Raw genomic sequence first — 23,095 nt, forward strand, 5'->3', positions numbered from 1 at the left:
TAGGCGGGGACGACAATCCCAGCATCGGAAAGCGCTCAGGAGCTGGGATCGTCACCCCAGCCCACGGTCCCGTGAGTGCCGTTCAGGCCATGGAAGGTTCGTGGGGGCGGCGCAGATGCGGATAGCCGTGGAAGTCCAGGCTTGCCCTCCGCCCTACCACGCGCAGCCGCGACGGCACGCCGAACGGCAGGGTGAATTTGTCCGCCGCATGGCCGAACGGCATGCCCGAGAGCACCGGAATGCCGGCGACGCGCCGGATCTGGTTGAACCCATCGGCCAGGTCATAGCCGTTGTCATAAGGGGCCGGACGGCACTGGGTGAAATCGGCCAGGATCAGCGCGCGCTGCTGTTTCAGCACGCCGGACAAATGCAGCTGATAAAGCAAGCGCTCGATCCGGAACGGCGGCTCGCCGATGTCTTCCACGAACAGGATGCCGCCCTCGATACGCGGGAAGTACGGCGTCTGCAACAGGCTGCACAACATGGCGAGATTGCCGCCCCACAGCGGCCCTTCCACCGCCAGTTCCGTTTGCTCCCCGCAGTCCCAGCTGGCATTGCCGTGCGGCGAGCTGAGCGTGCGCCAGAAATGTCGCCAGGTCAGCGGGCTGAGCCGCTGCGCGCCGAAGTCCGGTCCGAGCATGGGGCCGCCGAAGGTGACCAGGCCGCTCTTGGCATACAGCGCCATTTGCAGTGCCGTGAAATCGCTGTGGCCGAGCAATGCGAAGGGTTGGCCGGCAAGACGTTCGCGCAAGGCGTCGTAGTGCAGGTGTTCGAGCAGGCGCGTGGCACCGTAGCCGCCGCGGATCGACATGGCGATGTCCGGCAACGCATCCAGCGTGGCGAGGTTGTTGATGTCAGCCGCGCGTTGCACGTCGCTGCCGGCGTAACGCAGTTCGGTGCGATCGATCACGTCCGTGCCGTCTACCAGGCACCCTGCATCATTCAAGCGCATGATGCCGCGCGTCATGGCTTCGCGGTCGTGCGGGTAGCCGGAGGGAGCGATCAGGCGAAGGTGGCAGGAGGCAGGTGCCTGCATAAGTACTTTGACAATCCGTTGATGAGGATGGGCAATCTATACCATTCGGGCTGACGGACCCGAGATCTGTTGCGGCATCGTTCGGACAATTTGTGGCCGTGCGAATGCTATTCGTTCGTCACCCCGCCGGAGGCCGGGCTGTAGGCTGGGATGAAATCCCAGCTTTTCCAAATTTCCCGATGCTGGGATTTCATCCCAGCCTACGACGTGCGCATTGCGCGTTTACGACATCATGGTGCCAGCGTGGACGCCGCCACCGCCGCCGCACCGTTCAACACGAAGTCGCGCGACGAATGTCCGATCTGGATCGGATAACTCCCCGCCGCGATTTTCCACTGATGCCCGGGCACATCGAACGTCGCCAGCAGGCGTGGATCGATGGTGACCGAAACGGTGCGGCTCTGGCCCGGTTGAAGCGACAGCTTCTCGAAGCCGGCCAGCCGACGCGGCGCTTCACCAAGGCCGCCCGGCAGGCTCACGTACACCTGTGGCGTATCCTTGCCCTCGCGTTGGCCGACGTTGCTCACCTTGAAACTCACCGTCACGTGATCGCCGTGCGTGCTGACGTGCAGGTCGCTGTAGTCGAAGCGGCTATACGAAAGACCAAAACCGAACGGGAACAGCGGCTGCAGGTTTTTCTTGTCGAACCACTTGTAGCCGACGGCGGCGCCTTCGATGTTGTAGTCGACTTCCTGCGCGTTGGTGATCTGCGGGCGCGGCAGTTGCTGTTCGTCCTGCGGGAAAGTGACCGGCAAGCGTCCGGATGGATTCACTTTGCCAGTCAGCACCGCGGCGATCGCATCGCCGCCGCGCGCACCGGGGAACCAGGCTTCCACCACGGCATCGACTTTCGACAGCCACGGCATCTTTACCGGACCGCCGTTTTCCAGCACCACCACGCTGTGCGTGTTGGCGGCTGCAACGGCATCGACCAAGGCGTCCTGGTTGTCCGGCAGCGCAAGGTTCGGTTGATCCACGCCTTCGCAGGTCCACTGCGTGGCGAACACGATGGCCACGTCGGCGGATTTCGCCAAGGCTGCCGCCTTCGCGGGATCGCTGCCGTCGTCGTAGCTGATCTTGGCGTTCGGCAGCAGCTTCTGCAGCGCCTTCAACGGCGAGGAAGGATCGTAGACTTTCCACTGCCAATCCGGACCTTTCACAGCCGGGATCGCCGGACCGCCAATCGGCCACACTTCCGCCGAACCGCCGCCGGAGAGCACGCCGGCATCGGCATGGCCGCCGATGATCGCGATGGTCTTGATCTCCTTGTGCAACGGCAATTGATCGTGCTCGTTCTTCAGCAGCACGATCCCCTCTTCGGCGGCGTGCTGCGAGACAAGGGCGTCGGCTTCGGCATCCAGCGGTTTCTTCTGCGGCGGGTGTTCGAACAATCCCACGGCGTACATAGAACGCAGGATGCGACGCGTCATGTCTTCCAGGCGGCTTTTCGGAATATCGCCCTTCTGGATCGCCTGCAGCAGCGGTGTGCCGAAGCTGCTGAACGTCTGCCCCAGGCTGAAGCCGGTCGCGTGATCGATGCCGGAGACCTGGTCGGTGCCCGCCATCGCATCCTGCACGCCGTGATCGGCGCCCCAGTCGGTCATCACCCAGCCGGGATATTTCCAATCGCCCTTGAGAATGTCATCCAGCAAGTGTTTGTTGGAGCAATCCCACACGCCGTTGACCTTGTTGTAGCCGCACATCACCGAACCGGGATGGCCCTCTTCGATCGCCAACTCGAACGCGAGCAGATCCGACTCGCGCATGGCGGCTTCGTCGATATTGGAGCTGACGGTGAGTCGATTGGTTTCCTGATCGTTCAAGGCGTAATGCTTGATGGTGGAAATGACGTGCTGCGACTGGATGCCGCGAATTTCGCCAGCATCGATGCGTGCGGCGAGCAGCGGATCTTCGCCGAGGTATTCGAAGGTGCGGCCATCGCGCGGCTCGCGCGTGAGATTGATGCCGCCGGCCAGCAAGACATTGATGCCCTGCCGATGCGCTTCGCCGCCGATCATGCGGCCGCCTGCATACGCCACCTGCGGATTCCAGGTGGCCGCCAGGCCCAGCGTGGAAGGCAGTGGCGTGGCATTGCCTTCTTCGCCACGCACATGCGCAGGCTGCTTGCCCGGCCCCTGGTCGATCGGATAGTTGTGCACGCCGATGCTGGCGTCGTTTTCCTGCAAGGCGGGAATGCCCAGCTTCGGCAGCGCCGGCACATAGCCCGCCGCGCCAATGCTGCCCGGCGGTTGCTGCAGGGCCATCATGTCGTTGTAGCTCTGCACCATGTGATGCATGTCTTGGAGCGACATGCGCTTGAGCAGCTTGTCGGCGCGCTGGTCCGGCGAGGCGGCCTGGTCTGCCAAGGCCGGTGTCAGGCAGGCCAGCGAAAGCGCGGTGAACAGGGCGGTGCGGGCAAAAGCGGCGGTACGCGACAGGCGGGCGAGCTTCATCCTGATTCCTTCGGGCGGGTGTCAACCGGTCGAAGGATGCCACGAAGCGCGGCGAGTGGCAGTGATGAATATGGTCAGGCGCGCTTACGATCCTGCTTGAGCCCCTCTCCCCATCGGAGAGGGGCGCTTGCCTCCTGCATCATTCGGCATATTCGACGAATTCCAGGCCGTATCCCGCCAACCCCACCAGTTTGCGCGGTGTGCCGAGCACGCGCAGGCGATGCACGCCCAGGTCGGTGAGTATCTGCGCACCCAATCCCAGCTGGCGCCATTCCTGGTGCTGGTCGCTGGGTTCTTGCAGTGCGGGCTGCCGATTGAGCCGGCGCAGCAGCGCTTCGGCCGTGTCCTCGCCGGACAGCACCAGCAGCACGCCGCGGTTTTCGTCAGCAATGCGGCGCAGGGCAGCCGTGACGGTGAGGCCGAGATCCTCACGCTGCAGGTGCAACACATCGGACAAGGTGTTGCGCACGTGCACGCGGCTCAGTACCGGCTGGCCGTCATCCACGCTGCCGCGCACCAGGGCGAAGTGCAGGCCGTGGCGGATCGCGTCGCGATAGGCCACCAGGCGGAACGAGCCGAACTCGGTCTGCACGTCGTCTTCGTACACGCGCTGCACGGTTTTTTCCGTTTCCAGGCGGTAGCGGATCAGGTCGGCGATGGAGCCGATCTTGAGCCCGTGCTTCCTGGCAAAAATTTCCAGCTCGGGGCGGCGCGCCATCGATCCGTCTTCGTGCAGCACTTCGATCAGTACGGATGCCGGTTCCAGGCCGGCAAGCGCAGCAAGATCGCAACCGGCTTCCGTATGGCCGGCACGCGTGAGCACGCCGCCGGGCTGCGCGGTAAGCGGAAACACGTGGCCGGGCTGCGCGAGATCCTGCGGCTTGGCATCCGGCTTCACCGCCACCTGGACGGTGCGCGCACGATCGTGCGCGGAGATGCCGGTGGTGACCCCTTCGGCCGCCTCGATCGAGACGGTAAAGTTGGTGTGGTACGGCGAGGTGTTATCGCTCACCATCGGGCGCAGGCCAAGCTGGCGCGTGCGTTGTTCGGTAAGCGTAAGGCACAGCAGGCCGCGTGCTTCGCGCACCATGAAGTTGATGTCTTCGGGCCGTACCATTTGCGCGGCCATGATCAGATCACCCTCGTTCTCGCGGTCTTCGTCGTCGAGGATCACGACCATGCGGCCGGCGCGGATGTCTTCGAGGATTTCGGGAATGGTGTTGAATGCCATGGCTATTCCTTGGATTTACCGGGCGCCATGCTTTCTTCTGCCGTCGTTCCCGCGAAAGCGGGAATGACGGCAAAAAAGCCATGGGCCGCGACATCAGTGTGGGTGGTCGCAGCGTTGATCACGCGAAACCGTGCCGTTTGAGAAACGCCTCATCGATCCGCGATGCCTCGCCGCCACCGACCAAGCGCTCCACGTAGCGCGCCACCACGTCCACTTCGATGTTCACCGCATCACCCGCTTTGCGCGCATGGAAAACGGTGTGTTCCACCGTATGCGGAATAAGGTTGACGCCGAAGCGATGGTCGCTGACCTCGTTGACGGTCAGGCTGGTGCCGTCGATGCACACCGAGCCTTTCGAGGCGATGTAGCGCGACAGCGACGCTGGCACTTCGAACGTCCAGCGCTGCGAACGGCCATCCGGCGCGATGGAAATGACCTTGCCGACGCCATCGACATGGCCGGACACCAAATGGCCGCCCAAACGATCGGCAAGCCTGAGCGCCTTTTCCAGATTCACCGGATCGCCTGGCTGGTGCTTGCCCAGTGTGGTAAGTGACAGCGTCTCGTTGGACACGTCGGCGGCAAAGCCGCGCGACTCCAGCGCAATCACCGTAAGGCACGCCCCTGATACGGCGATGCTGTCGCCCAGCTGCACGTCGGAAAGATCGAGATCGGCGGTATCGACGTGCAGGCGCACGTCACCGCCACGCGGCTCCAGCCGCGCGATGCGGCCGACGGTTTGAATGATGCCGGTAAACATCAGCGCACCTCCTTGCAGGAGATGGCTGGACCTTGCTGGTAAGGCTTAGACATGAACGTTCTCCACGAAAACCTGATGTGTGGGAACGCCCCAAGGCAACTGGCACACGCATCGCAAACCTGCGATGCATGCTGCCGTCTTCTTTCATCCGGACTGTGAGCCGCCCCGGCGAACCGGAACAGCATGACCGTCGGCTCCGGCATTTGACCGGATCTGCTGGCCTTCCGGCGTGGCCGGAAGCGCTCGCGGGCTTGAACCTTACGGTTCCTACCGCCGGTGGGGAATCTCGCCCCGCCCTGAAGACGTTTGTTGTGTGAGTGCCGAAATCGGCCGGCGAAGTTTAGCACCGAATGAGATGGCGGCCGTTTGTGCCTGGAGACAGGCTACGCGAACACTTGCCCGGTTTGTTGCCGATAGTCACGCAACACTTGATCCATCACCCAGCCGGTACGGGCTGCGGTCTCGGCGGTCGAGGGGCAAGCCCCTTTCTGCCCGCGCAGCTCGGCGACGATGGTTTCGATCAGCGGCTGCTGGATGTGTGGCGGATTGGCCACGGTGTATTCCTGGGCACCTTGCACAGTGTCCACCCGAATGGGGCCATCGCCGAAAGTGGCGAATACGACGCGCCCGGCATCGCCGATCACCTCCACGCGGTCCTCATGCCGGTAGCTTGCGAAATTCCACAGGCCCGTGCCCAACATGCCGTTGCCGAAAGCAAAGGACATGGCCACGTTGTCTTCGGCGGGATACGCACCAAGCTGATTGCTGGCTTGTCCGCTGACGGCGGCGATAGGGCCGAACAGCCAATCCAGAATATCCAGGGTATGGCAAGCAAGGTCCACGAAGATACCGCCACCGGCTAGTGTCGGCTGCACGCGCCACGGCAAATTCGCCGGGTCGTGATAGCGCGGATGATGCGGCTCGTGCAGCACGACATTGACCATGCGCGGCGTACCGATCGCATATTGATCGAACAGCAGTTCGCGCACTTTGTGGAAGCGCGGCAGGCAGCGGCGGTAGTACGCGACGAACACCGGCACGTTCGCGTCTTGGGCCGCGCGACGCATGGCCACGCATTCGGCATGATCGCGTGCCATCGGCTTTTCCACGTACACCGGTTTGCCTGCGGCAATCGCCATCAATGCATACGGCTTGTGCGTGGAAGGTGGCGTGGCGACGTAGATCGCGTTGACGTCTGCATCCGCGATCAAGGCGGCGGCATCGTCATACCAGCGCGGCACGCCGTGTCGTTGCGCGTAGTCGCGCGCCTTGCTGCCATCGCGGCGCATCACGGCCACCAGCGCCGAACCTTCGATGCGATGGAAGGCCGGGCCGCTTTTGATTTCGGCGACGTCGCCGCAACCGATCATGCCCCAGCGGATGCTTGCCGTACTCATATCGGGATGACTCCGAAACAGGTGAAATCAGCCAACAGGCCGCAGGCGCAAACGCAGGTCCTGGCCGATGGCGCGGGTATCGAGCACGTTGAGCTTCCAGCGCGCGGCCATATCGGCCAGTGGTGGCAACGTCAGCAAAGGCCTTGCCGTGTCGCCCAATAGCAATGGTGCCATGTAGATCAGCAGTTCATCGGCCAGGCCTGCGGCAAACAAGGCACCGCATAGCGTGGGGCCGGCTTCGACATGCAATTCACTGCAGCCACGCCCAGCAAGCAAGGCAAGGGCGGCATGTAGATCGAGGGCCCCGTTGCGCTCGGGGAGGGTGATGCACTCCACTCGCGTAAAGCGGTGGTCGGGAATGGCCGAAGCAGCGTGCAACATAAGGGTGGGCGTTTGGCCGTCCAGAACATGGCTGTCGGCGGGAGTGCGCAGGTGGCGGTCGAGAACCACTCGCACTGGCGTGAATGGATGGCCAGATTCGTCCATCATCCCAACCCCATCCCCGGCGGGGAGAGGGAGCCTCACGGTAAGTTGCGGGTTGTCGGCAAGCACCGTACCTACGCCGGTAAGAATGGCCGAACTGCGTGCCCGCCAGCGCTGCACATCTGCTCGTGCGGCCCCGCCGGTAATCCATTTCGATTCGCCATTGGCCAGCGCAGTACGTCCATCCAGGCTCATCGCCAATTTCACGCGCACCCAGGGACGATGGCGTTCGATCCGGCTGAAGAAACCTATGTTGATCTCGCGTGCCGCCTCCCGCATCAGGCCGCTTTCCACGGTGATGCCCGCAGCACGCAGCTTGGCGATGCCCTGCCCGGACACCTGGGGAAATGGGTCTTCCGCCGCGATGACCACCCGGCCGACACCGGCGGCGATCAGCGCATCGGCGCAGGGTGGCGTGCGGCCATGATGCGCGCAGGGTTCCAGCGTGACGTAGGCGGTGGCGCCGCGCGCTTCCGCACCCGCCTCGCGCAAGGCATAGACTTCGGCATGCGGTTCGCCGGCGCGCACGTGCCAGCCTTGTCCCACCACTCGTTCGCCGTGGGCAATCACGCAGCCCACGCGCGGGTTGGGCTGGGTGGTGTACAGACCCCGTTCGGCCAGGCGCAGTGCCTGGGCCATGTGCATAGCATCGACCACGGAAGCTGTCATGGAAGCGTCTGAATATGGATATGCAAGATCGTCAGTGTGCGCGATCGTCCGGCATTTGTCGCGCCGGCAAAATCGGGAGTAGCCTAGAAATCTTACTTGCGCAAAGGGCCACGTCATGATCTACGACAACATCCTCGATACCATCGGCAACACGCCCATCGTCCGCCTGCACCGTGTGGCCCCTTCGCACGTGACGCTGTATGCCAAGGTGGAAGCGTTCAATCCCGGCGGCTCGGTGAAAGACCGCCTGGCCATCGCCGTCATTCTCGATGCGGAAAAGAAAGGCCTGCTCAAGCCCGGCGACACGGTGGTGGAAGCCACTTCGGGCAACACCGGCGTGGCGCTGGCGATGGTGTGCGCCGCACGCGGCTATCGCTTCGTGGCGGTGATGACGGAAACTTTTTCCATCGAACGCCGCAAATTGATGCGTGCCTACGGCGCCAAGGTCGTGCTGACCACCGCGGCCGAGCGCGGCACCGGCATGGTGCGCCGTGCGGAAGAGCTGTCCAAGAAATATGGCTGGTTCCTGCCGCGGCAATTCCAGAATCCGGCCAATCCGGCTTACCACCGCAACACCACCGCCGCGGAAATCCTGCGCGATTTCGCCGGCAAGCGGCTGGATGCGTTTGTCACGGGCTGGGGTACCGGCGGCACGCTCACCGGTGTGGGCGAGGTGCTGAAGGTTGCACGGCCCGATGTGAAGATCGTGGTCGCCGAACCGGTCGGCGCATCCATGTTGCAGGACAAGCCATGGCAGCCGCACAAGATCCAGGGCTGGACGCCGGACTTCGTGCCCGAGGTGCTCAATCGCAAGGTGTTCGACATTGACCTGCCGGTGGATGACGTCGTCGCTCGCGATACCTCGCGCCGATTGGCGAAGGAAGAAGGGATTTTCGTCGGCATCTCTGCCGGCGCCACCGTGGCCGCCGCGCTGCAATATGCCCAGCAGGCTGAGCAAGGCAGCGTGATCCTGGCGATGTTGCCGGATACGGGTGAGCGGTATTTGTCGACTTTCTTGTTTGAGGGTGTGGAAGAGGGGTCGGATGAAGCTTGGCTGGAGACGCAGGGCTAGCCGCTGAGATCCATTTCGCCTGGTCGTCATCCCGGCGAAGGCCCACTGCTGTCCGGCGAAAATGAAGTTCTTCAGAAATGCGCGGGCATAGCACCCGGCATCGAAAATTTCCCATGGAAATTCAGTGCCATCAGCTCGTCATTCCAGCGAAAGCTGGAATCCAGTGCCTTTGCAGATTTTCAAGTCGCTGGATTCCAGCTTTCGCTGGAATGACGTCGTTTTAGCTTTCCCGCAAGAACGGCGAAAAATTTCCCCGGACAGCAGTGGGCGAAGGCCGGAATGACGGTGAGGAATGGGACACATGAAAAAACGCCGGGTATCTCCGGCGTTTTTTATGAATTATCCCTTGCGATGCCCCCGCTTTGCCGCGGCGGCTGCACCAGCTTCGCCCAGCAACGAAAGCTGTAAGCTCTCCAAACCCGGCAAATCGCGTTCCAGCTTCTCGATCTCTTCGCGGAACGCATGCACGTCTTCGAACTTGCGATAGACCGACGCAAAGCGCACATACGCGACCTGGTCCAGCTTCTTCAACTCGCGCATCACCAGCTCGCCCACATAACGCGAAGGCACTTCGCGCTCGCCGCTCTTGCGCAAGTCATCGATCACCGCACGCACGGCGGCATCCACGTCGTGGCTGGCCACCGGGCGCTTCTGCAAGGCGCGCTCGAAGCTGGTGCGCAGCTTGCGCTCGTCAAAGCTCTCGCGCCGCTCGCCGCTCTTCACGATCGCCGGCAGTTTCAGCTCCGCCGTTTCGAAGGTATTGAAACGCTCGCCGCACTGCGGGCACTCGCGTCGGCGGCGCACCGTGGCGCCGTCGTCGGCGAGGCGAGAATCGATCACGCGGGTGTCTTCGTGCTGGCAGAAAGGGCAATGCATGGATCAGGCAGCTTTCCCGATACGTTGCTCGCTTGCGGCCCTGACGAACGCCTTCGCCAGTGGCGGGCAGACGCCCTGCAAGGCAGCGCGTTCGTGCTGGAACAGCGTAACGATGAAAAACGGATGGCCGTCCAATTCCAAGGCGCGCACATCGTCCTGTTCGTCGACGGCTGCGACGCGCAGCGGATGGCCGTCAATCGCTGCGCGGAAACCACTACCCAGGCCATAGCGGCAGTGATAGCCCTCTTCGATGTCCTGGGCCTGGTAGATGGCCGCGATTTGCGAGCCACGCAGCAGCTTCACCGTGTCGCGCACTTCGACCAGCCCGCAGCTCAGCGGCACGATCACCGGGCGCGCGGCGTCCGGAGCGGTTTCCGCATGATCGGCGTCGGCCCAGCCCAGCACGTTGCGGGCATATTCCACCACCGCGTGCTGAAAGCCGCCGCAGGTTCCCAGGAACGGCACCTGCGCTTCACGCGCACGGCGGATGGCGGTCAAGGCGCCATCCATGCTGCGGTACGGGCTCGCCGGCACGCACCACAACGCATCGAATGCTTCGAGCGCACTGCCGTCGCCCACCGTCTCGGTGCCGACCCAGTGCGCTTGAACCGCCACACCGGCTGCATCGGCCGCCATCGCCAGCGCGGCGGGGATCGCGCGATGCGCTACCACGCCGTCGTCGCGATCGCCGATCAAACCGATGTGCACGGTATTCATCATGCTTATCCGTAGACAGGGAATTTCTTGCATTGCGCCGATACTTTCTCGCGCACGGCCTTGATCACGCTTTCATCGGCCGGGGCGTCCAGCACGTCGCAGATCCATTGGGTGAGTTCGACCACGTCCGCTTCCTTGTAGCCGCGCGTGGTGATCGCAGGCGTACCGACGCGCAGGCCGGAGGTAACGAATGGCGAGCGCGGATCGTTCGGCACGGCGTTCTTGTTGACGGTGATGTGTGCCTTGCCGAGCGCCGCTTCCGCATCCTTGCCGGTGACTTCGCGGCCGATCAGGTCGATCAGCATCAGGTGGTTTTCGGTGCCGCCGGAAACCACCTTGTAGCCGCGTTCGATCAGCGTCTTGGCCATGGCCTTGGCGTTCTTCACCACCTGCGCCTGGTAGTCCTTGAAGGCCGGTTCCAGCGCTTCCTTGAACGCCACCGCCTTGGCGGCGATCACGTGCATCAGCGGGCCACCCTGGATGCCGGGGAACACGATGGACTGCAGCTTCTTTTCCAGCTCTTCGCTCGCATCCTTGGCGATCACGAAACCGCCGCGCGGACCACGCAGGGTCTTGTGCGTGGTGGAGGTGACCACGTGCGCATGCGGCAGCGGACTGGGGTAGACGCCGGCGGCAATCAAACCGGCGACGTGCGCCATGTCGACGAACAGATAAGCGCCGACCTTGTCGGCAATCGCGCGGAAGCGCGCCCAGTCCATCACCTGCGAGTACGCGCTGAAGCCGGCCACGATCATCTTGGGTTTGTGTTCGAGCGCGAGGCGTTCCACTTCGTCGTAGTCGACCAGGCCGTGCTCGTTCACGCCGTACTGCACCGCGTTGAGCAGCTTGCCGGAGATGTTGACCTTGGCGCCGTGAGTCAGGTGGCCGCCATGCGCCAGGCTCATGCCGAGAATGGTGTCACCCGGATTGAGCAGCGCGAAGTACACCGCCTGGTTGGCCTGCGAGCCGGAGTGCGGCTGCACGTTGGCGTAGGTGGCGCCGAACAGCTGCTTCAAGCGCTCGATGGCCAGGCGCTCGGCCACGTCCACGTATTCGCAACCGCCGTAGTAGCGCTTGCCCGGATAGCCTTCGGCGTATTTGTTGGTAAGCACGGAGCCCTGGGCTTCCAGCACGCGCGGGCTGGCGTAGTTCTCCGAAGCGATCAGCTCGACGTGGTCCTCCTGGCGGCGGGCTTCGTCGGCAATGGCCTTGGCCAGCTCATCGTCATAACCGGCAATGGTTTGCTGCTTCGGGAACATTCGGGCCTCGTGGGGTGGCATGACTGGGGGTAAGACTTAAAAGTGTAATGGCCGGGGGGAATGGCGGCCACCTCCGAGCTTATGGCATTCGCTTGAAAGCGGCTCTCGCGCCGGGTGTAACAAGGCCCTACCCCTCGCCAAAGACTGACGGTAAATCAAGAAGATATGGCTAGCGAGCGGATTTACGCCTGGCCACGGCGCTTACCATCACATAGCTGATGATCATCAGCAGAAACCATGATCCCAACTTCGACGGAGGCACCATCTGCCACCCATGGTGTTGCATGGGATAGCGCCACGCCGCGGTGAAGGTGCCGATGTTTTCGGCAAACCAGATAAACAGCGCCACCAGCGAGAATCCCAGCGGCAACGGCATGCGCCGATGCACGTGGCGGATACGGAAATGCACCCAGGTACGGCCAAACAGCATCCCTACGGCCGCAAACAATAGCCAGCGCATGTCCGGCATGAAGTGATGCGTGAAGAAATTCGCATAGATCGCCATGGCCAGCCACACGGTGGCCGCAAACGGCGGATGCCGCGTAAAGCGGAAATCGAACAACCGCCACACCCGCGCAAGATAGCTGCCCACCGATGCATACATGAAACCGCTGAAGAGCGGCACGCCGCCGATGCGCAGCAACGAGGGCTCCGGATAGATCCATGAACCCATTGCGGTCTTGAATACTTCCATCACCGTGCCGACCACATGGAACAGGAGAATCACCTTCGCTTCCTCCGGCGTTTCCATGCGACTGATGATGAGCGCCCCTTGGATGAGCAGCGCGACGAGCGTGAGGAAGTCGTAGCGCGCCAGGTGCGCATGCGGCGGATAGCACGCCCAGCTGAGCCCCAGCAGCAGCACCATGCTGCCGCCGAACAGGCAGGCCGAAGCCTGCTTCACGCCGAAGCAGACCAACTCGTGCAAACCCACGGCGACAGGGCCCCGTGCACGCGCCCACGTGGCCGCGCGCTCATCCCAGCTACGCAGCGCGCCGAACACATCGGGGAATCCCGTTCCTATCGCCATTCGGCCTGCCGCCACCTGCCTCATTCGCAGGCCACGCAGCCTGACAGCAAGACATGGCCCAACCGGCGCGAAAAGTGGCGAACGCGTGTCCAACGGCTCGCAAGAAGACGGCACGGAATGGCCCGGTTGTCACCGGCGCTTACAGAGAAGCCGTTATACTAGACGGCTTAATACCCACGCCCTGCGCGTCGCCCGCTCATCCGGGCCGGTCTCGCGCATGCCCACGGAGCCAGCATGCAATACATCTACACCATGAACGGGGTCAGCAAGATCGTTCCCCCGAAGCGCCAGATCATCAAGGACATTTCGCTGAGCTTCTTCCCGGGCGCCAAGATCGGCCTGCTCGGATTGAACGGCGCGGGCAAGTCCACGGTGCTGCGCATCATGGCCGGCGTCGACAAGGACTTCCAGGGCGAAGCCCGTCCGCAGCCGGGTATCAAGGTCGGTTACCTTGCGCAGGAGCCGGAGCTGGATCCGGAGAAGACCGTCCGCCAGGCGGTGGAGGAAGGCGTGTCGGTGATCTTCGACGCGCAGAAGCGCCTGGAAGAGGTCTATGCCGCCTACGGCGAAGAAGGCGCCGATTTCGACAAGCTCGCCGCCGAACAGCAGCAACTGGAAAACATCCTGGCCGTGAACGACGCGCACGCGCTGGAGCGCCAGCTGGAAGTGGCCGCCGACGCACTGCGCCTGCCGCCGTGGGACGCCAAGATCGGGCCGCTCTCCGGTGGCGAAAAGCGTCGCGTGGCCCTGTGCCGCCTGCTGCTGTCCAAGCCCGACATGCTGCTGCTGGACGAACCGACCAACCACTTGGACGCCGAGTCGGTGGATTGGCTGGAACAGTTCCTGCAGAACTACCCCGGCACCGTGGTAGCCGTTACCCATGATCGCTACTTCCTCGACAACGCTGCCGAGTGGATCCTGGAACTCGACCGCGGCCGCGGCATTCCGTGGAAGGGCAACTACACCGAATGGCTGGAACAGAAAGACCAGCGCCTGAAGCAGGAAGCGCAGCAGGAAAAGTCGCGCCAGAAAGCGATCGAGAAGGAACTGGAGTGGGTGCGCTCGGCCGCCAAGGGCCGGCAGTCCAAGGGCAAGGCGCGCTTGAACCGCTTCGAGGAACTGAACGCGGTCGAATACCAGCGCCGCAACGAAACCAACGAAATCTTCATTCCGCCGGGCGAGCGCCTGGGCCAGGAAGTGATCGAGTTCAAGAACGTCAGCAAGTCGTTCGGCGATCGCCTGCTGATCGACGACTTGTCGTTCAAGATCCCGCCGGGCGCCATCGTGGGCGTGATCGGTCCGAACGGCGCGGGCAAGTCCACGCTGATGAAGCTCATCACCGGCGTCGAGAAGGCCGACAACGGCGAAGTGAAGATCGGCCATACCGTCAAGCTCGCCTACGTCGACCAGTCGCGCGGCGCGCTCGATCCGAAGAACAACGTGTGGCAGGAAGTCTCGGGCGGATCGGACATCCTCACCATCGGCAATTTCGAAATCCAGTCGCGCGCCTATATCGGCCGCTTCAACTTCAAGGGCACCGACCAGCAGAAGATCGTCGGCAATCTGTCCGGCGGTGAACGCGGCCGCCTGCATATGGCCAAGACACTGCTACAGGGCGGCAACGTGCTGCTGCTCGACGAACCGTCGAACGACCTGGATATCGAAACCCTGCGCGCACTGGAAGACGCCCTGCTGGAATTCCCGGGCTGCGCGATGGTGATCTCGCATGATCGCTGGTTCCTCGACCGCATCGCCACGCACATCATCGCGTTCGAAGGCGATTCGCACGTGGAATTCTTCCCGGGCAACTACAACGAGTATGAGGCGGACAAGAAGCGTCGCCTGGGCGACGAAGCGGCCAAGCCGCATCGCGTGAAGTACAAGAAGCTGGCGTAATACCGCTGCTTTAACTCCCTCTCCCCTCCGGGGAGAGGGCTGGGGCGAGGGGCCAAGGCTTGCCCCAAACTCCAATAAATCCACGCTCTGATCTACCAACACCGCAAGATTCGTCCCTCACCCTACCCTCTCCCCAAAGGCAAGAGGGAAAGAAGATAGTGGCAAGGAGAGAGAAACATGCATTTCATGCAGAGCCTGCAAGCCGCATGGACCCGCAACAACTCCCTGGTCTGCGTCGGCCTCGATCCCGAACCCGCCAAATTTCCCCCGCACTTCAAAGGCCGCCCCGACGCGGTATTCGAATTCTGCGCCGCCATTGTCGACGCCACCGCCGACCTGGTCTGCTCCTACAAACCGCAAATCGCCCACTTCGCGGCGCTGCGCGCGGAAGAAACGCTGGAACGCCTGATCGCGCACATCCACGCCAAGCATCCCGGCATACCGGTGATCCTCGATGCGAAGCGCGGCGATATCGGCAGCACCGCGCAGCATTACGTCACCGAAGCGTTTGAGCGTTTCAAGGCCGATGCGGTGACGCTCAATCCGTATCTCGGCCGCGACTCCGCGCAGCCCTTTCTCGATCGCGCCGACAAGGGCGTGATCCTGCTCTGCCACACCTCCAATCCCGGCGCGGCTGACCTTCAAGACCTGGACGTCGGCGGCAAGCCGCTGTACCAGCATGTCGCGCGCCTGATCGCGCAGACATGGAACACGAACGGCAATTGCGCCCTGGTTGCCGGCGCCACCTACCCGGAGCAGCTTGCCGAAGTGCGCGCACTGATCGGCGATATTCCGTTGCTGGTGCCAGGCATCGGCGCCCAGGGCGGCGACGTGCAGGCCGTGGTGCGCAACGGCCGTACCGCAGCTGGCACGGGCCTGATGATCAATTCATCCCGCGCGATTCTTTACGCCGGCCATGGCGAAGACTTTGCCGACGCGGCGCGCAAGGCCACACTCGACCTGCGCGACAGCATCAATCACCATCGGCAAAGTTGATTCTTCCGAAACTTCTCCCTTCGAGGAACGCGCAGCATGCCGAACTTCGATCTGTTGATGTTGTTTGGCTTCGTTCTGCCCGGCGCAATCATCTGCCTGATTCATAGATACCTCACGCGGACACCGCGCTGATGTACATGGGCCACTTCGCCCTGGCCTTGGGGGCCCGACGCTCGCTGAAGCCGCTGCCGATGGCGTGGCTGCTGTTCGCATCGATCGAGCCGGATCTGCATGACGTAGTGGGTAATGCGATTCCCATGCTCAGCATGGGACCGGACACGCATACCGTTGCCGGCGTAGCCGGCGCTGCCGTGGTCGTTGCATTGCTCGCGCTGCTCCTGTTCCGGCAAGCATCGCTCGCTTTGGGTAGCGGCTTGCTGGTGCTTTCCCATGTCTGCGTGGACTACCTCACCAGTCGTCTGCCGCTGTGGCGCCATGGTCCGGTTGTCGGGCTGCACCTCTACGCAATGCCATGGGCCGATTTTGTGCTGGAAGCGCCCGTGATCGTGATCGGCTTGATCGTCTATGCCACATCGCCCGATCTACGTCGCCCCGCGCACGGCGGCCTGATAAGCATGGGATTGCTGATGCTGGCCGCACAGGCGATATTCAATTTTGGCCTGGGCAGCCGGTGACGTCTCGAGGCCGCCGACCCCATTTCTAACCTGCTGAAAGTCTGATCATGCGATCAGCCACCAGCCGCCTCCCTGCACGAGCTTCCGGCCCTCCCCCGCCCCTCGGCACTGTGTCAGTATCACGCGCGGAATCGGCGATGTGCCGATCGGGGAATCCTCAAGAGGGAACGTATGCGGACGTTGAATGGGCGGGCTCGGGAAGCGGTCTCGAATTCTTGCGTTTTTTTGTGTCGGGCGATGTTGACGGTAGGGTTGGCCACGCTTGCACTGGGTTCGGTGCAGCGCGTTTACGCAGCCAGCCCTGATCCGTCGCTGGTGGCGAAAATCAATGCGGCCACGTTCGAGGTGGTGATTCCACGCGCGGTGGATGATCCACTCACCTACGAAAAACCCCTGCCGCTTGACCTGCTGCCGTATGAAGAACGCACGGACAAGTATTTCTCTGTCGGCACGGCGTTCGCGATCGGGCACAACCATTACGTCACTGCCGGTCACGTGCTGATGGCCGCCATCGGTGATCTCACCGGCGCGCCCGCGCTGCGCGATGCCAGCGGCCATGTCTATGCCATCGACAAGATCGAGAAATTTTCCCTGCAGCAGGACTTTGTGATGTTCTCGCTGAAGGAGCCGCCCAAAGGCGATGCCTTCTTGGCCACCAACACCAAAGCCGGGTTGAACAGCGTGGTCTACGCGGTAGGCAACGCGCTCGGTACGGGCGTGGTGATTCGCGATGGCCTGTACACCTCCGACACGCCGGAAGACGAAAACGGCCGCTGGAAGTGGATGCGGTTTTCCGCAGCGGCATCGCCCGGCAACAGCGGCGGCCCGCTGCTCGACCAGAACGGCAAGGTCATCGGCGTCGTGCTGATGAAATCGCCCAACGAGAACCTCAACTATGCGCTGCCGATCGGCGAAGTGCTCAACGCTTCGGACAGCCAGGCGGTGATGGACAAGCGCATGACCTACCAGCTCGACGTGGTCGAAGACACGTTGACCGGCACGTTCAAGGCGCAATTCCCCTTGCCGGCGAGCTACGCGGACTTCAGCGCCACCTACCTCAAGCTGTTCTATGCCCAGGGCGACAAAGAGCTGAAAGAGCTGCTGCAACAACAAGGTAACGATCTGTTCCCGCACGGTGCCGGCTCCAACCACATCCTGCACGACACCCCGGAATTAAGCCTGTTTCCTGAGCTGATCGTGCGCAACCGCAGCGGCCAATGGACGTACACGGGGCACGAACTCAACCGTGTGCCGCTCAGCGGTAACGGCTACGTCGCCGGTGGTTACGTGGGCCACAACTTCCTGATCCATCTGCGCCGTCCCGACGACATGAAGGCGGCCACGTTCTACAACGATCCCAAGCAGATGATGGACCTCATCCTCAAGACCGGCTTCTGGACGCGCCAGGTCGGCCCGGAAAAGATCAAGGTCACCTCGCTCGGCAATCCCGCAAGCAACAGTACCTATACGGACAACTGGCAACGCCACTGGAAGGTGCTGGTGTGGTCGCTGCCGTACATCAACGCGCAAATGGCCGTGTTCGCCCTGCCGGTGCCGGATGGTTACGCGATCATGATGCGCATGACGCCCTCCATGAGCACGCATGACAGCTTGGCCGACATGACTGCGCTCACCGATTTCTTCAATGTCGATTACGGCGCCACGCTGGCGCAGTGGAAGGAATTCCTGGCCGATCCGTCCCTGCTGCCTGACGTGCTCAAAGACGCGCACATCCGCTTCGACGATGGCAAGCAATTCAGCTACGACTCCAGCAACATCAGCTTCAGCTATCCGTCCGCGCTGCAGCCGATCGCCGCGGACAACGTGCTGTCTGTGGGTGTTGGCTATTACCAGGACCACGGCAAGTTTGCGCTGCAGACGGGGGTGATCCAGATTCGCAAGAACATCACCGATCCCGATCGCATCAGCATCAAGCGGCATATCGCGCCCAGCCCCGATCTCGACGACAACTTCAAGGAAGCGTGGGGCAAGTTGCAACACAAGCAGCATCCGTTCGATGGCGTGCCGTACAACGACGGCGACGAGATGGACGTCGCGGCGGTGATCAACGCCCCCGATGGCGATGCGGCATCCGAGTTGTATACCGCGTTTTATGCCACGCAAGGCACGCACAAGCCGGACGCCATGAAAGCGAAGCTGAAACTGCTGACGCAGCAGTTCAAGGTGAAAGCGCACTGACGCGGAAACGCCTCCTCCCTGCTTGCAAGGGAGGAGGCGACAAGCGAAGCTCATTTCCAGCTGCGACCGCATATGCTTGCGTCACAGCGTTGCAACTTTCAGCCCATGTGATGCAGCACCGCCATGGCGTGCGCGGATAGCTGTCGCGAAGCTTTCTCGCCCATCCACATTCGCGCTGCCCTCATCTTTGTTTCCGATAATGACGAGTCGGCTCGCTTGGCTGGCCGCTTTTTCCATGACCCCATAAGGATCGATGCGTGAGCTTGTGGTTCCTGATTTTCCTGAGCGTGCTGCAAGGCGTTACCGAGCTTTTTCCGGTCAGCAGCCTGGGCCACACCCTGATGGTGCCTGCGCTGTTCGGCGTGCACATCGACAAGCACGCGCCGCAGCTGATTCCCTTTCTGGTGGCATTGCATCTCGGTACGGCGCTGGCCTTGCTGGGTTATTTCCGCCATCGCTGGGTCGCGTTGATCCGCGGCTTCTTCGCCACGCTGGCCGGCCGCCACAACGATGAAGGGCACATGATGTGGGCGCTGGTCATCGGCACGATTCCCGCATGCGTGGTCGGATTGCTGCTGGAAAAACGCCTGGAACTCGTCTTCAAGGATCTGCGCATCGTGGCCGTTGCGTTGATCGCCAACGGCGTGCTGCTGTGGCTGGGCGATCGCCTGGAGCGCACACGCCCGCACAAGGCACCGGAAAAACTAAATTTTAGACAAGCGTTTCTGGTCGGGCTGGCGCAGATCGGCGCCTTGATTCCGGGTTTCTCGCGCAGTGGCCTCACCATGATTGCCGGTTCGGCTACGGGCCTGGACAAGGAAAAGGCGGCCGAATTTTCCTTCCTGCTCGGCACGCCGATCATTCTTGCCGCCGGCGTGCTGGAGATCCCGAAGCTGTTCAAGGCGCCGGAACAACTGGGCAGCGCCTTGCTCGGCGGCGTGCTCACGGCGATTGCAGCGTGGCTGAGCTTGCGCTTTTTGATGAGCTACTTCGAAGGCCGCGGGCGATTGGCATCGTTCGGCACGTATTGCGTGATCGCTGGCGCGGTATTCCTCGGCTGGTTCCTGCTGCACCCACAGCCCGTGTAGGTCGGGGTGAGGTGAGGCGAGGACGAACCCCAACATCGCATGCTGATGCCAGGAATGTCGTGGGTCGCGTTCCGCTCATCCCAACCTGCGCGGCTAGACGTTAGTCGTCTGCGGCTGGATCCATCCCAGGAAACAACACCTCAGTAAACCCGAACTTGGTGAAGTCGGTAATGCGCGAAGGATACAAGCGCCCGATCAGGTGATCGCATTCGTGTTGCACCACGCGCGCGTGAAAGCCATCCGCCGTGCGATCGATGCGTTCGCCTTTCGGATCGATGCCTTCGTAGCGGATCAGCGAATAGCGATTCACTGCACCACGCAGCCCTGGCACGGAAAGGCAACCTTCCCAGCCTTCTTCCATGTCTTGCGACAGCGGCGTGATGACCGGATTGAGCAGAATGGTTTGCGGCACCGGCGGTGCATCCGGATAACGCTCGGAGCTGTCGAAACCGAAAATCACCAGCTGCAGATCCACGCCGATCTGCGGCGCGGCCAGTCCAACGCCACCGGCTGCATGCATGGTTTCGAACATGTCGGCGATCAGCGCATCGAGCTCGGCGCTGCCGATCATGTTTTCGGGTACGGGTGGAGCAATGCGGAGCAGACGCGGGTCGCCCATCTTCAGAATCTCGCGGATCATGCCAACCTCACGCCGAAGCCCAGGAATGCTGTGATTAATTCTACGTAGGCAGCAAGTGTGAGGCATGAGCTATGCGTGAATCCATCGGGACAGTCCATCGCATGCCTGGAATGTGACCGCCCTAACGCGCTGCAAAAAGCGCCCCGCTCGCCTTCCGTCCGCCGTCATCCCCGCCAGTACGGCGCATGATTTCGGCGTATCGGCTATTGACCCACGGCGCTGTCAGGACGAACCTAGGCGCCAACAGAAACCCCGCGCGGATCGGACGGTACTGTTTACCGCAGCCATGCTGCGCTGCCGGAGCCCTCTGCGTGGGCGGCATGAAGTCCTGACAGGAGAACTTTCATGGCAACCCTCGCAATGAGGCCCGCCGGTATCGCCGGCAAGATCCTCTGGGCTTTGATCGCCGCCATCGGCGCCGCCTGCCTGGCGGTGATCGCCTTGCGCCGCGGCGAGCCGGTCAACGCCATCTGGCTGGTGGCTGCCGCGGTGGCGATTTTCCTGATCGGCTACCGCTTCTACGGTAAATTCATCGAGCATCGCGTGCTGCAGATGGATCCCGGCCGCGCGCCGCCGTCGGTGTTGCACAACGACGGGCTGGACTACGTACCGACCGACAAGTGGGTGGTGTTCGGCCACCACTTCGCTGCGATTGCCGGCGCCGGTCCGCTGGTGGGCCCGGTATTGGCGGCGCAGATGGGCTATCTGCCGGGCACCCTGTGGATTCTGTTCGGTGTGGTGCTGGGTGGCGCGGTGCAAGATTTCATGGTGCTGGGCCTGTCGGTGCGGCGCGATGCCCGCTCGCTCGGGCACATGCTGCGCGAAGAACTGGGCGCACTGGCCGGCGTGGTGGCCATGTTCGGCCTGCTGGCGTTGATGATGATCGTGCTGGCGGTGCTGGCGCTGGTGGTGGTGAAGGCGCTGACCCACAGTCCCTGGGGCACGTTCTCGGTGGCTTGCACGATTCCCATTGCGCTGTTGATGGGCGTGTACCTGCGCTGGCTGCGGCCCGGACGCATCCTGGAGGTATCGCTGATCGGCCTGGTATTGCTGCTGGGCTCCATCGCTTATGGCGCGCACATCGCGGCAACGCCGGAGCTGGCGCGCTGGTTCGACTTCGACGCCAGATCGCTGGCATGGCTGCTGATCATCTATGGCTTCGTCGCATCGGTATTGCCGGTGTGGCTGTTGCTGGCGCCGCGCGATTATCTGTCCACCTTTCTCAAGATCGGCACGATCCTGCTGCTGGCGATCGCGATCATCTTTGCCGCGCCGCAGTTGCAGTTGCCGGCGGTGTCGCGCTTCATCGATGGCACCGGCCCGGTGTTCCAGGGCCAGCTGTTCCCGTTCCTGTTCATCACCATCGCCTGCGGTTCGGTATCGGGCTGGCATTCGATCATCGCCTCGGGTACGACACCGAAGCTCCTGTCGAACGAAGGCGAAGCGCGCATGGTTGGGTACGGCGGCATGTTGATGGAAGCGTTCGTGGCGATCATGGCGTTGATCGCCGCGGCATCGCTGCACCCAGGCGTGTACTTCGCCATGAACTCGCCATCGGCGGTAATCGGCACCACGGTAGAGCACGCTGCCAGCGTGATCAGCCAGTGGGGTTTCGTCGTCACGCCCGATGAGCTGGCGCGCACGGCGAAAGACATCGGCGAAACCAGCATCTTGAGCCGTGCCGGCGGCGCACCCACGCTGGCGGTCGGCATGGCGCAGCTGCTGCACAACATTCTTCCCGGCGAAGGCATGGTCGCGTTCTGGTACCACTACGCGATCCTGTTCGAAGCGCTGTTCATTCTCACCACGGTGGATGCCGGCACGCGCGTGGGTCGCTTCATGATCCAGGAGATTGCAGGCCTCGTGCATGAGCCGCTGAAGAGCACCGAATCATGGATCGGCAACGTGCTGGCCACCAGCATCTGCGTCGGCTTGTGGGGTTATTTCCTGTATCAGGGCGCGGTCGATCCGCTGGGCGGCATCAATACCTTGTGGCCATTGTTCGGCATCGCCAACCAGATGCTGGCGGCGATCGCGCTGATGCTGGCCACGGTGGTCACCGTAAAGCTAAAGCGCGAACGCTATGCGTGGGTGCCTGGCATTCCCGCGGCGTGGCTGGTGATCTGCACGCTTACGGCCGGCTTCGAGAAACTGACCGGCCCGATCAGCTTCACCGCCGCCGCGCAGAAATACCAGGACGCGATGGACGCCGGCAAATTGCTGGCGCCCGCCAAATCCTTGAACGAAATGCAGCGCATCATCACCAACAACAGCGTCGACGCCACGTTGACGGCTGTGTTCGTGCTACTGGTGCTGACGATGCTCGGTTTCAGCCTCTACGCAATCATGAAAGCCATGCGCAGCAGCGCGCCGACGGCGCACGAGGCGCCGCGTATCGCACTGGCCAGCGTGGCAAGCCGGAGCAGCTGAGCCATGACACTCCACCAATTTTGGCAGCGCCTGGTACAAACCGCCCGCTTGAGTTGCGGCGTGCCGGACTACGAGGTGTACGTGGCGCATCTGCGCGCCCATCATCCGGAACGCAAGATCCCCACCTACGCCGAGTTTTTCCGCGATCGGCAAACCGCGCGCTACAAGGGCACCGGCGGGCGCTGCTGCTGACCCTGCCTTTGGTCACGCTGGAAATACAAGGCCATG

General features: G+C 62.7%; 19 protein-coding genes and 1 riboswitch. Of the genes, 8 read left to right on the plus strand and 11 right to left on the minus strand.

Annotated features, from left to right (window positions below; all coding sequences use genetic code 11):
- Positions 1-82 precede the first annotated feature (82 nt).
- The 6 genes from ldcA to ribD all read right to left on the minus strand — a co-directional run bounded on the left by ldcA (position 83) and on the right by ribD (position 7,999).
- Positions 83-1,036, minus strand: coding sequence for a muramoyltetrapeptide carboxypeptidase (gene ldcA / locus V7M64_RS06820; RefSeq protein ID WP_333678019.1), 954 nt, complete (start codon positions 1,034-1,036; stop codon positions 83-85).
- A 230-nt stretch (positions 1,037-1,266) separates the two neighbouring features.
- The gene (locus V7M64_RS06825) at positions 1,267-3,489 is read right to left on the minus strand and encodes a glycoside hydrolase family 3 C-terminal domain-containing protein (protein ID WP_333678020.1); all 2,223 of its coding nucleotides are present in this window, start codon (positions 3,487-3,489) and stop codon (positions 1,267-1,269) included.
- A 139-nt stretch (positions 3,490-3,628) separates the two neighbouring features.
- A complete protein-coding gene (ribBA, locus tag V7M64_RS06830; protein WP_333678021.1) occupies positions 3,629-4,720 on the minus strand; it encodes a bifunctional 3,4-dihydroxy-2-butanone-4-phosphate synthase/GTP cyclohydrolase II in 1,092 nt (363 codons plus the stop codon).
- Between the two features lie 118 nt (positions 4,721-4,838).
- On the minus strand, positions 4,839-5,480 hold the full coding sequence (locus tag V7M64_RS06835) for a riboflavin synthase (RefSeq protein ID WP_333678022.1): 642 nt from the start codon (positions 5,478-5,480) through the stop codon (positions 4,839-4,841).
- Positions 5,481-5,612: 132 nt separating this feature from the next.
- Positions 5,613-5,788: riboswitch (FMN riboswitch) on the minus strand.
- A gap of 75 nt (positions 5,789-5,863) precedes the next feature.
- Positions 5,864-6,877: a Gfo/Idh/MocA family oxidoreductase gene (locus V7M64_RS06840; protein WP_333678023.1), complete on the minus strand. Its 1,014-nt coding sequence runs from the start codon at positions 6,875-6,877 to the stop codon at positions 5,864-5,866.
- A gap of 27 nt (positions 6,878-6,904) precedes the next feature.
- Complete coding sequence (gene ribD / locus V7M64_RS06845; RefSeq protein ID WP_333678024.1) at positions 6,905-7,999, minus strand: bifunctional diaminohydroxyphosphoribosylaminopyrimidine deaminase/5-amino-6-(5-phosphoribosylamino)uracil reductase RibD; 1,095 nt, start codon at positions 7,997-7,999, stop codon at positions 6,905-6,907.
- Between the two features lie 145 nt (positions 8,000-8,144).
- On the opposite strand from ribD, the gene cysK reads away from it, so the two are divergent.
- Positions 8,145-9,101, plus strand: a complete 957-nt coding sequence (gene cysK / locus V7M64_RS06850; RefSeq protein ID WP_333678025.1) for a cysteine synthase A — start codon at positions 8,145-8,147, stop codon at positions 9,099-9,101.
- Positions 9,102-9,440: 339 nt separating this feature from the next.
- Here the strand turns inward: cysK and nrdR are convergent, their stop codons facing one another.
- The 4 genes from nrdR to V7M64_RS06870 form a co-directional block, all read right to left on the minus strand.
- Positions 9,441-9,977, minus strand: a complete 537-nt coding sequence (gene nrdR / locus V7M64_RS06855; RefSeq protein WP_333678026.1) for a transcriptional regulator NrdR — start codon at positions 9,975-9,977, stop codon at positions 9,441-9,443.
- A 3-nt stretch (positions 9,978-9,980) separates the two neighbouring features.
- On the minus strand, positions 9,981-10,694 hold the full coding sequence (locus V7M64_RS06860) for a hypothetical protein (protein ID WP_333678027.1): 714 nt from the start codon (positions 10,692-10,694) through the stop codon (positions 9,981-9,983).
- A gap of 5 nt (positions 10,695-10,699) precedes the next feature.
- Positions 10,700-11,953 (minus strand): serine hydroxymethyltransferase, encoded by a 1,254-nt coding sequence (gene glyA, locus V7M64_RS06865; RefSeq protein WP_333678029.1) that lies wholly within the window; start codon positions 11,951-11,953, stop codon positions 10,700-10,702.
- 169 nt (positions 11,954-12,122) lie between these two features.
- Complete coding sequence (locus tag V7M64_RS06870) at positions 12,123-12,983, minus strand: DUF817 domain-containing protein (RefSeq protein ID WP_333678031.1); 861 nt, start codon at positions 12,981-12,983, stop codon at positions 12,123-12,125.
- A gap of 234 nt (positions 12,984-13,217) precedes the next feature.
- On the opposite strand from V7M64_RS06870, the gene ettA reads away from it, so the two are divergent.
- The 5 genes from ettA (at position 13,218) to V7M64_RS06895 (ending at position 19,797) form a co-directional block, all read left to right on the plus strand.
- Positions 13,218-14,879, plus strand: coding sequence for an energy-dependent translational throttle protein EttA (gene ettA / locus V7M64_RS06875; protein WP_333678032.1), 1,662 nt, complete (start codon positions 13,218-13,220; stop codon positions 14,877-14,879).
- A 177-nt stretch (positions 14,880-15,056) separates the two neighbouring features.
- The gene (gene pyrF, locus V7M64_RS06880; RefSeq protein WP_333678034.1) at positions 15,057-15,875 is read left to right on the plus strand and encodes an orotidine-5'-phosphate decarboxylase; all 819 of its coding nucleotides are present in this window, start codon (positions 15,057-15,059) and stop codon (positions 15,873-15,875) included.
- A gap of 137 nt (positions 15,876-16,012) precedes the next feature.
- The gene (locus V7M64_RS06885) at positions 16,013-16,510 is read left to right on the plus strand and encodes a hypothetical protein (protein ID WP_333678036.1); all 498 of its coding nucleotides are present in this window, start codon (positions 16,013-16,015) and stop codon (positions 16,508-16,510) included.
- A 237-nt stretch (positions 16,511-16,747) separates the two neighbouring features.
- Positions 16,748-18,709, plus strand: a complete 1,962-nt coding sequence (locus V7M64_RS06890; RefSeq protein WP_333678037.1) for a trypsin-like peptidase domain-containing protein — start codon at positions 16,748-16,750, stop codon at positions 18,707-18,709.
- 257 nt (positions 18,710-18,966) lie between these two features.
- Positions 18,967-19,797, plus strand: a complete 831-nt coding sequence (locus V7M64_RS06895; RefSeq protein WP_333678039.1) for an undecaprenyl-diphosphate phosphatase — start codon at positions 18,967-18,969, stop codon at positions 19,795-19,797.
- Positions 19,798-19,897: 100 nt separating this feature from the next.
- On the opposite strand, the gene def is transcribed toward V7M64_RS06895, so the two are convergent.
- Complete coding sequence (gene def, locus V7M64_RS06900) at positions 19,898-20,437, minus strand: peptide deformylase (RefSeq protein ID WP_333678041.1); 540 nt, start codon at positions 20,435-20,437, stop codon at positions 19,898-19,900.
- Between the two features lie 345 nt (positions 20,438-20,782).
- Between def and V7M64_RS06905 the strand changes: the two genes are divergently transcribed.
- Positions 20,783-22,867, plus strand: coding sequence for a carbon starvation CstA family protein (locus tag V7M64_RS06905; protein ID WP_333678042.1), 2,085 nt, complete (start codon positions 20,783-20,785; stop codon positions 22,865-22,867).
- Positions 22,868-22,870: 3 nt separating this feature from the next.
- On the plus strand, positions 22,871-23,059 hold the full coding sequence (locus V7M64_RS06910) for a YbdD/YjiX family protein (RefSeq protein ID WP_333678043.1): 189 nt from the start codon (positions 22,871-22,873) through the stop codon (positions 23,057-23,059).
- The last annotated feature ends 36 nt before the right edge of the window (positions 23,060-23,095 follow it).

It is taken from the genome of Dyella sp., assembly GCF_036746095.1.
GTDB lineage: Bacteria > Pseudomonadota > Gammaproteobacteria > Xanthomonadales > Rhodanobacteraceae > Dyella_B.

What these genes read in the sequence shown, in the direction of transcription:
- ribD (WP_333678024.1), bottom strand. Translation starts at nt 7,999, where the DNA reads ATGGCCCAGGCACTGCGCCTGGCCGAACGGGGTCTGTACACCACCCAG.
- V7M64_RS06840 (WP_333678023.1), bottom strand. Translation starts at nt 6,877, where the DNA reads ATGAGTACGGCAAGCATCCGCTGGGGCATGATCGGTTGCGGCGACGTC.
- V7M64_RS06860 (WP_333678027.1), bottom strand. Translation starts at nt 10,694, where the DNA reads ATGAATACCGTGCACATCGGTTTGATCGGCGATCGCGACGACGGCGTG.
- V7M64_RS06905 (WP_333678042.1), top strand. Translation starts at nt 20,783, where the DNA reads ATGGCAACCCTCGCAATGAGGCCCGCCGGTATCGCCGGCAAGATCCTC.
- glyA (WP_333678029.1), bottom strand. Translation starts at nt 11,953, where the DNA reads ATGTTCCCGAAGCAGCAAACCATTGCCGGTTATGACGATGAGCTGGCC.
- ettA (WP_333678032.1), top strand. Translation starts at nt 13,218, where the DNA reads ATGCAATACATCTACACCATGAACGGGGTCAGCAAGATCGTTCCCCCG.
- V7M64_RS06890 (WP_333678037.1), top strand. Translation starts at nt 16,748, where the DNA reads ATGTTGACGGTAGGGTTGGCCACGCTTGCACTGGGTTCGGTGCAGCGC.
- V7M64_RS06910 (WP_333678043.1), top strand. Translation starts at nt 22,871, where the DNA reads ATGACACTCCACCAATTTTGGCAGCGCCTGGTACAAACCGCCCGCTTG.
- def (WP_333678041.1), bottom strand. Translation starts at nt 20,437, where the DNA reads ATGATCCGCGAGATTCTGAAGATGGGCGACCCGCGTCTGCTCCGCATT.
- V7M64_RS06835 (WP_333678022.1), bottom strand. Translation starts at nt 5,480, where the DNA reads ATGTTTACCGGCATCATTCAAACCGTCGGCCGCATCGCGCGGCTGGAG.
- pyrF (WP_333678034.1), top strand. Translation starts at nt 15,057, where the DNA reads ATGCATTTCATGCAGAGCCTGCAAGCCGCATGGACCCGCAACAACTCC.
- V7M64_RS06825 (WP_333678020.1), bottom strand. Translation starts at nt 3,489, where the DNA reads ATGAAGCTCGCCCGCCTGTCGCGTACCGCCGCTTTTGCCCGCACCGCC.
- cysK (WP_333678025.1), top strand. Translation starts at nt 8,145, where the DNA reads ATGATCTACGACAACATCCTCGATACCATCGGCAACACGCCCATCGTC.
- V7M64_RS06885 (WP_333678036.1), top strand. Translation starts at nt 16,013, where the DNA reads ATGGGCCACTTCGCCCTGGCCTTGGGGGCCCGACGCTCGCTGAAGCCG.
- V7M64_RS06870 (WP_333678031.1), bottom strand. Translation starts at nt 12,983, where the DNA reads ATGGCGATAGGAACGGGATTCCCCGATGTGTTCGGCGCGCTGCGTAGC.
- nrdR (WP_333678026.1), bottom strand. Translation starts at nt 9,977, where the DNA reads ATGCATTGCCCTTTCTGCCAGCACGAAGACACCCGCGTGATCGATTCT.
- ribBA (WP_333678021.1), bottom strand. Translation starts at nt 4,720, where the DNA reads ATGGCATTCAACACCATTCCCGAAATCCTCGAAGACATCCGCGCCGGC.
- ldcA (WP_333678019.1), bottom strand. Translation starts at nt 1,036, where the DNA reads ATGCAGGCACCTGCCTCCTGCCACCTTCGCCTGATCGCTCCCTCCGGC.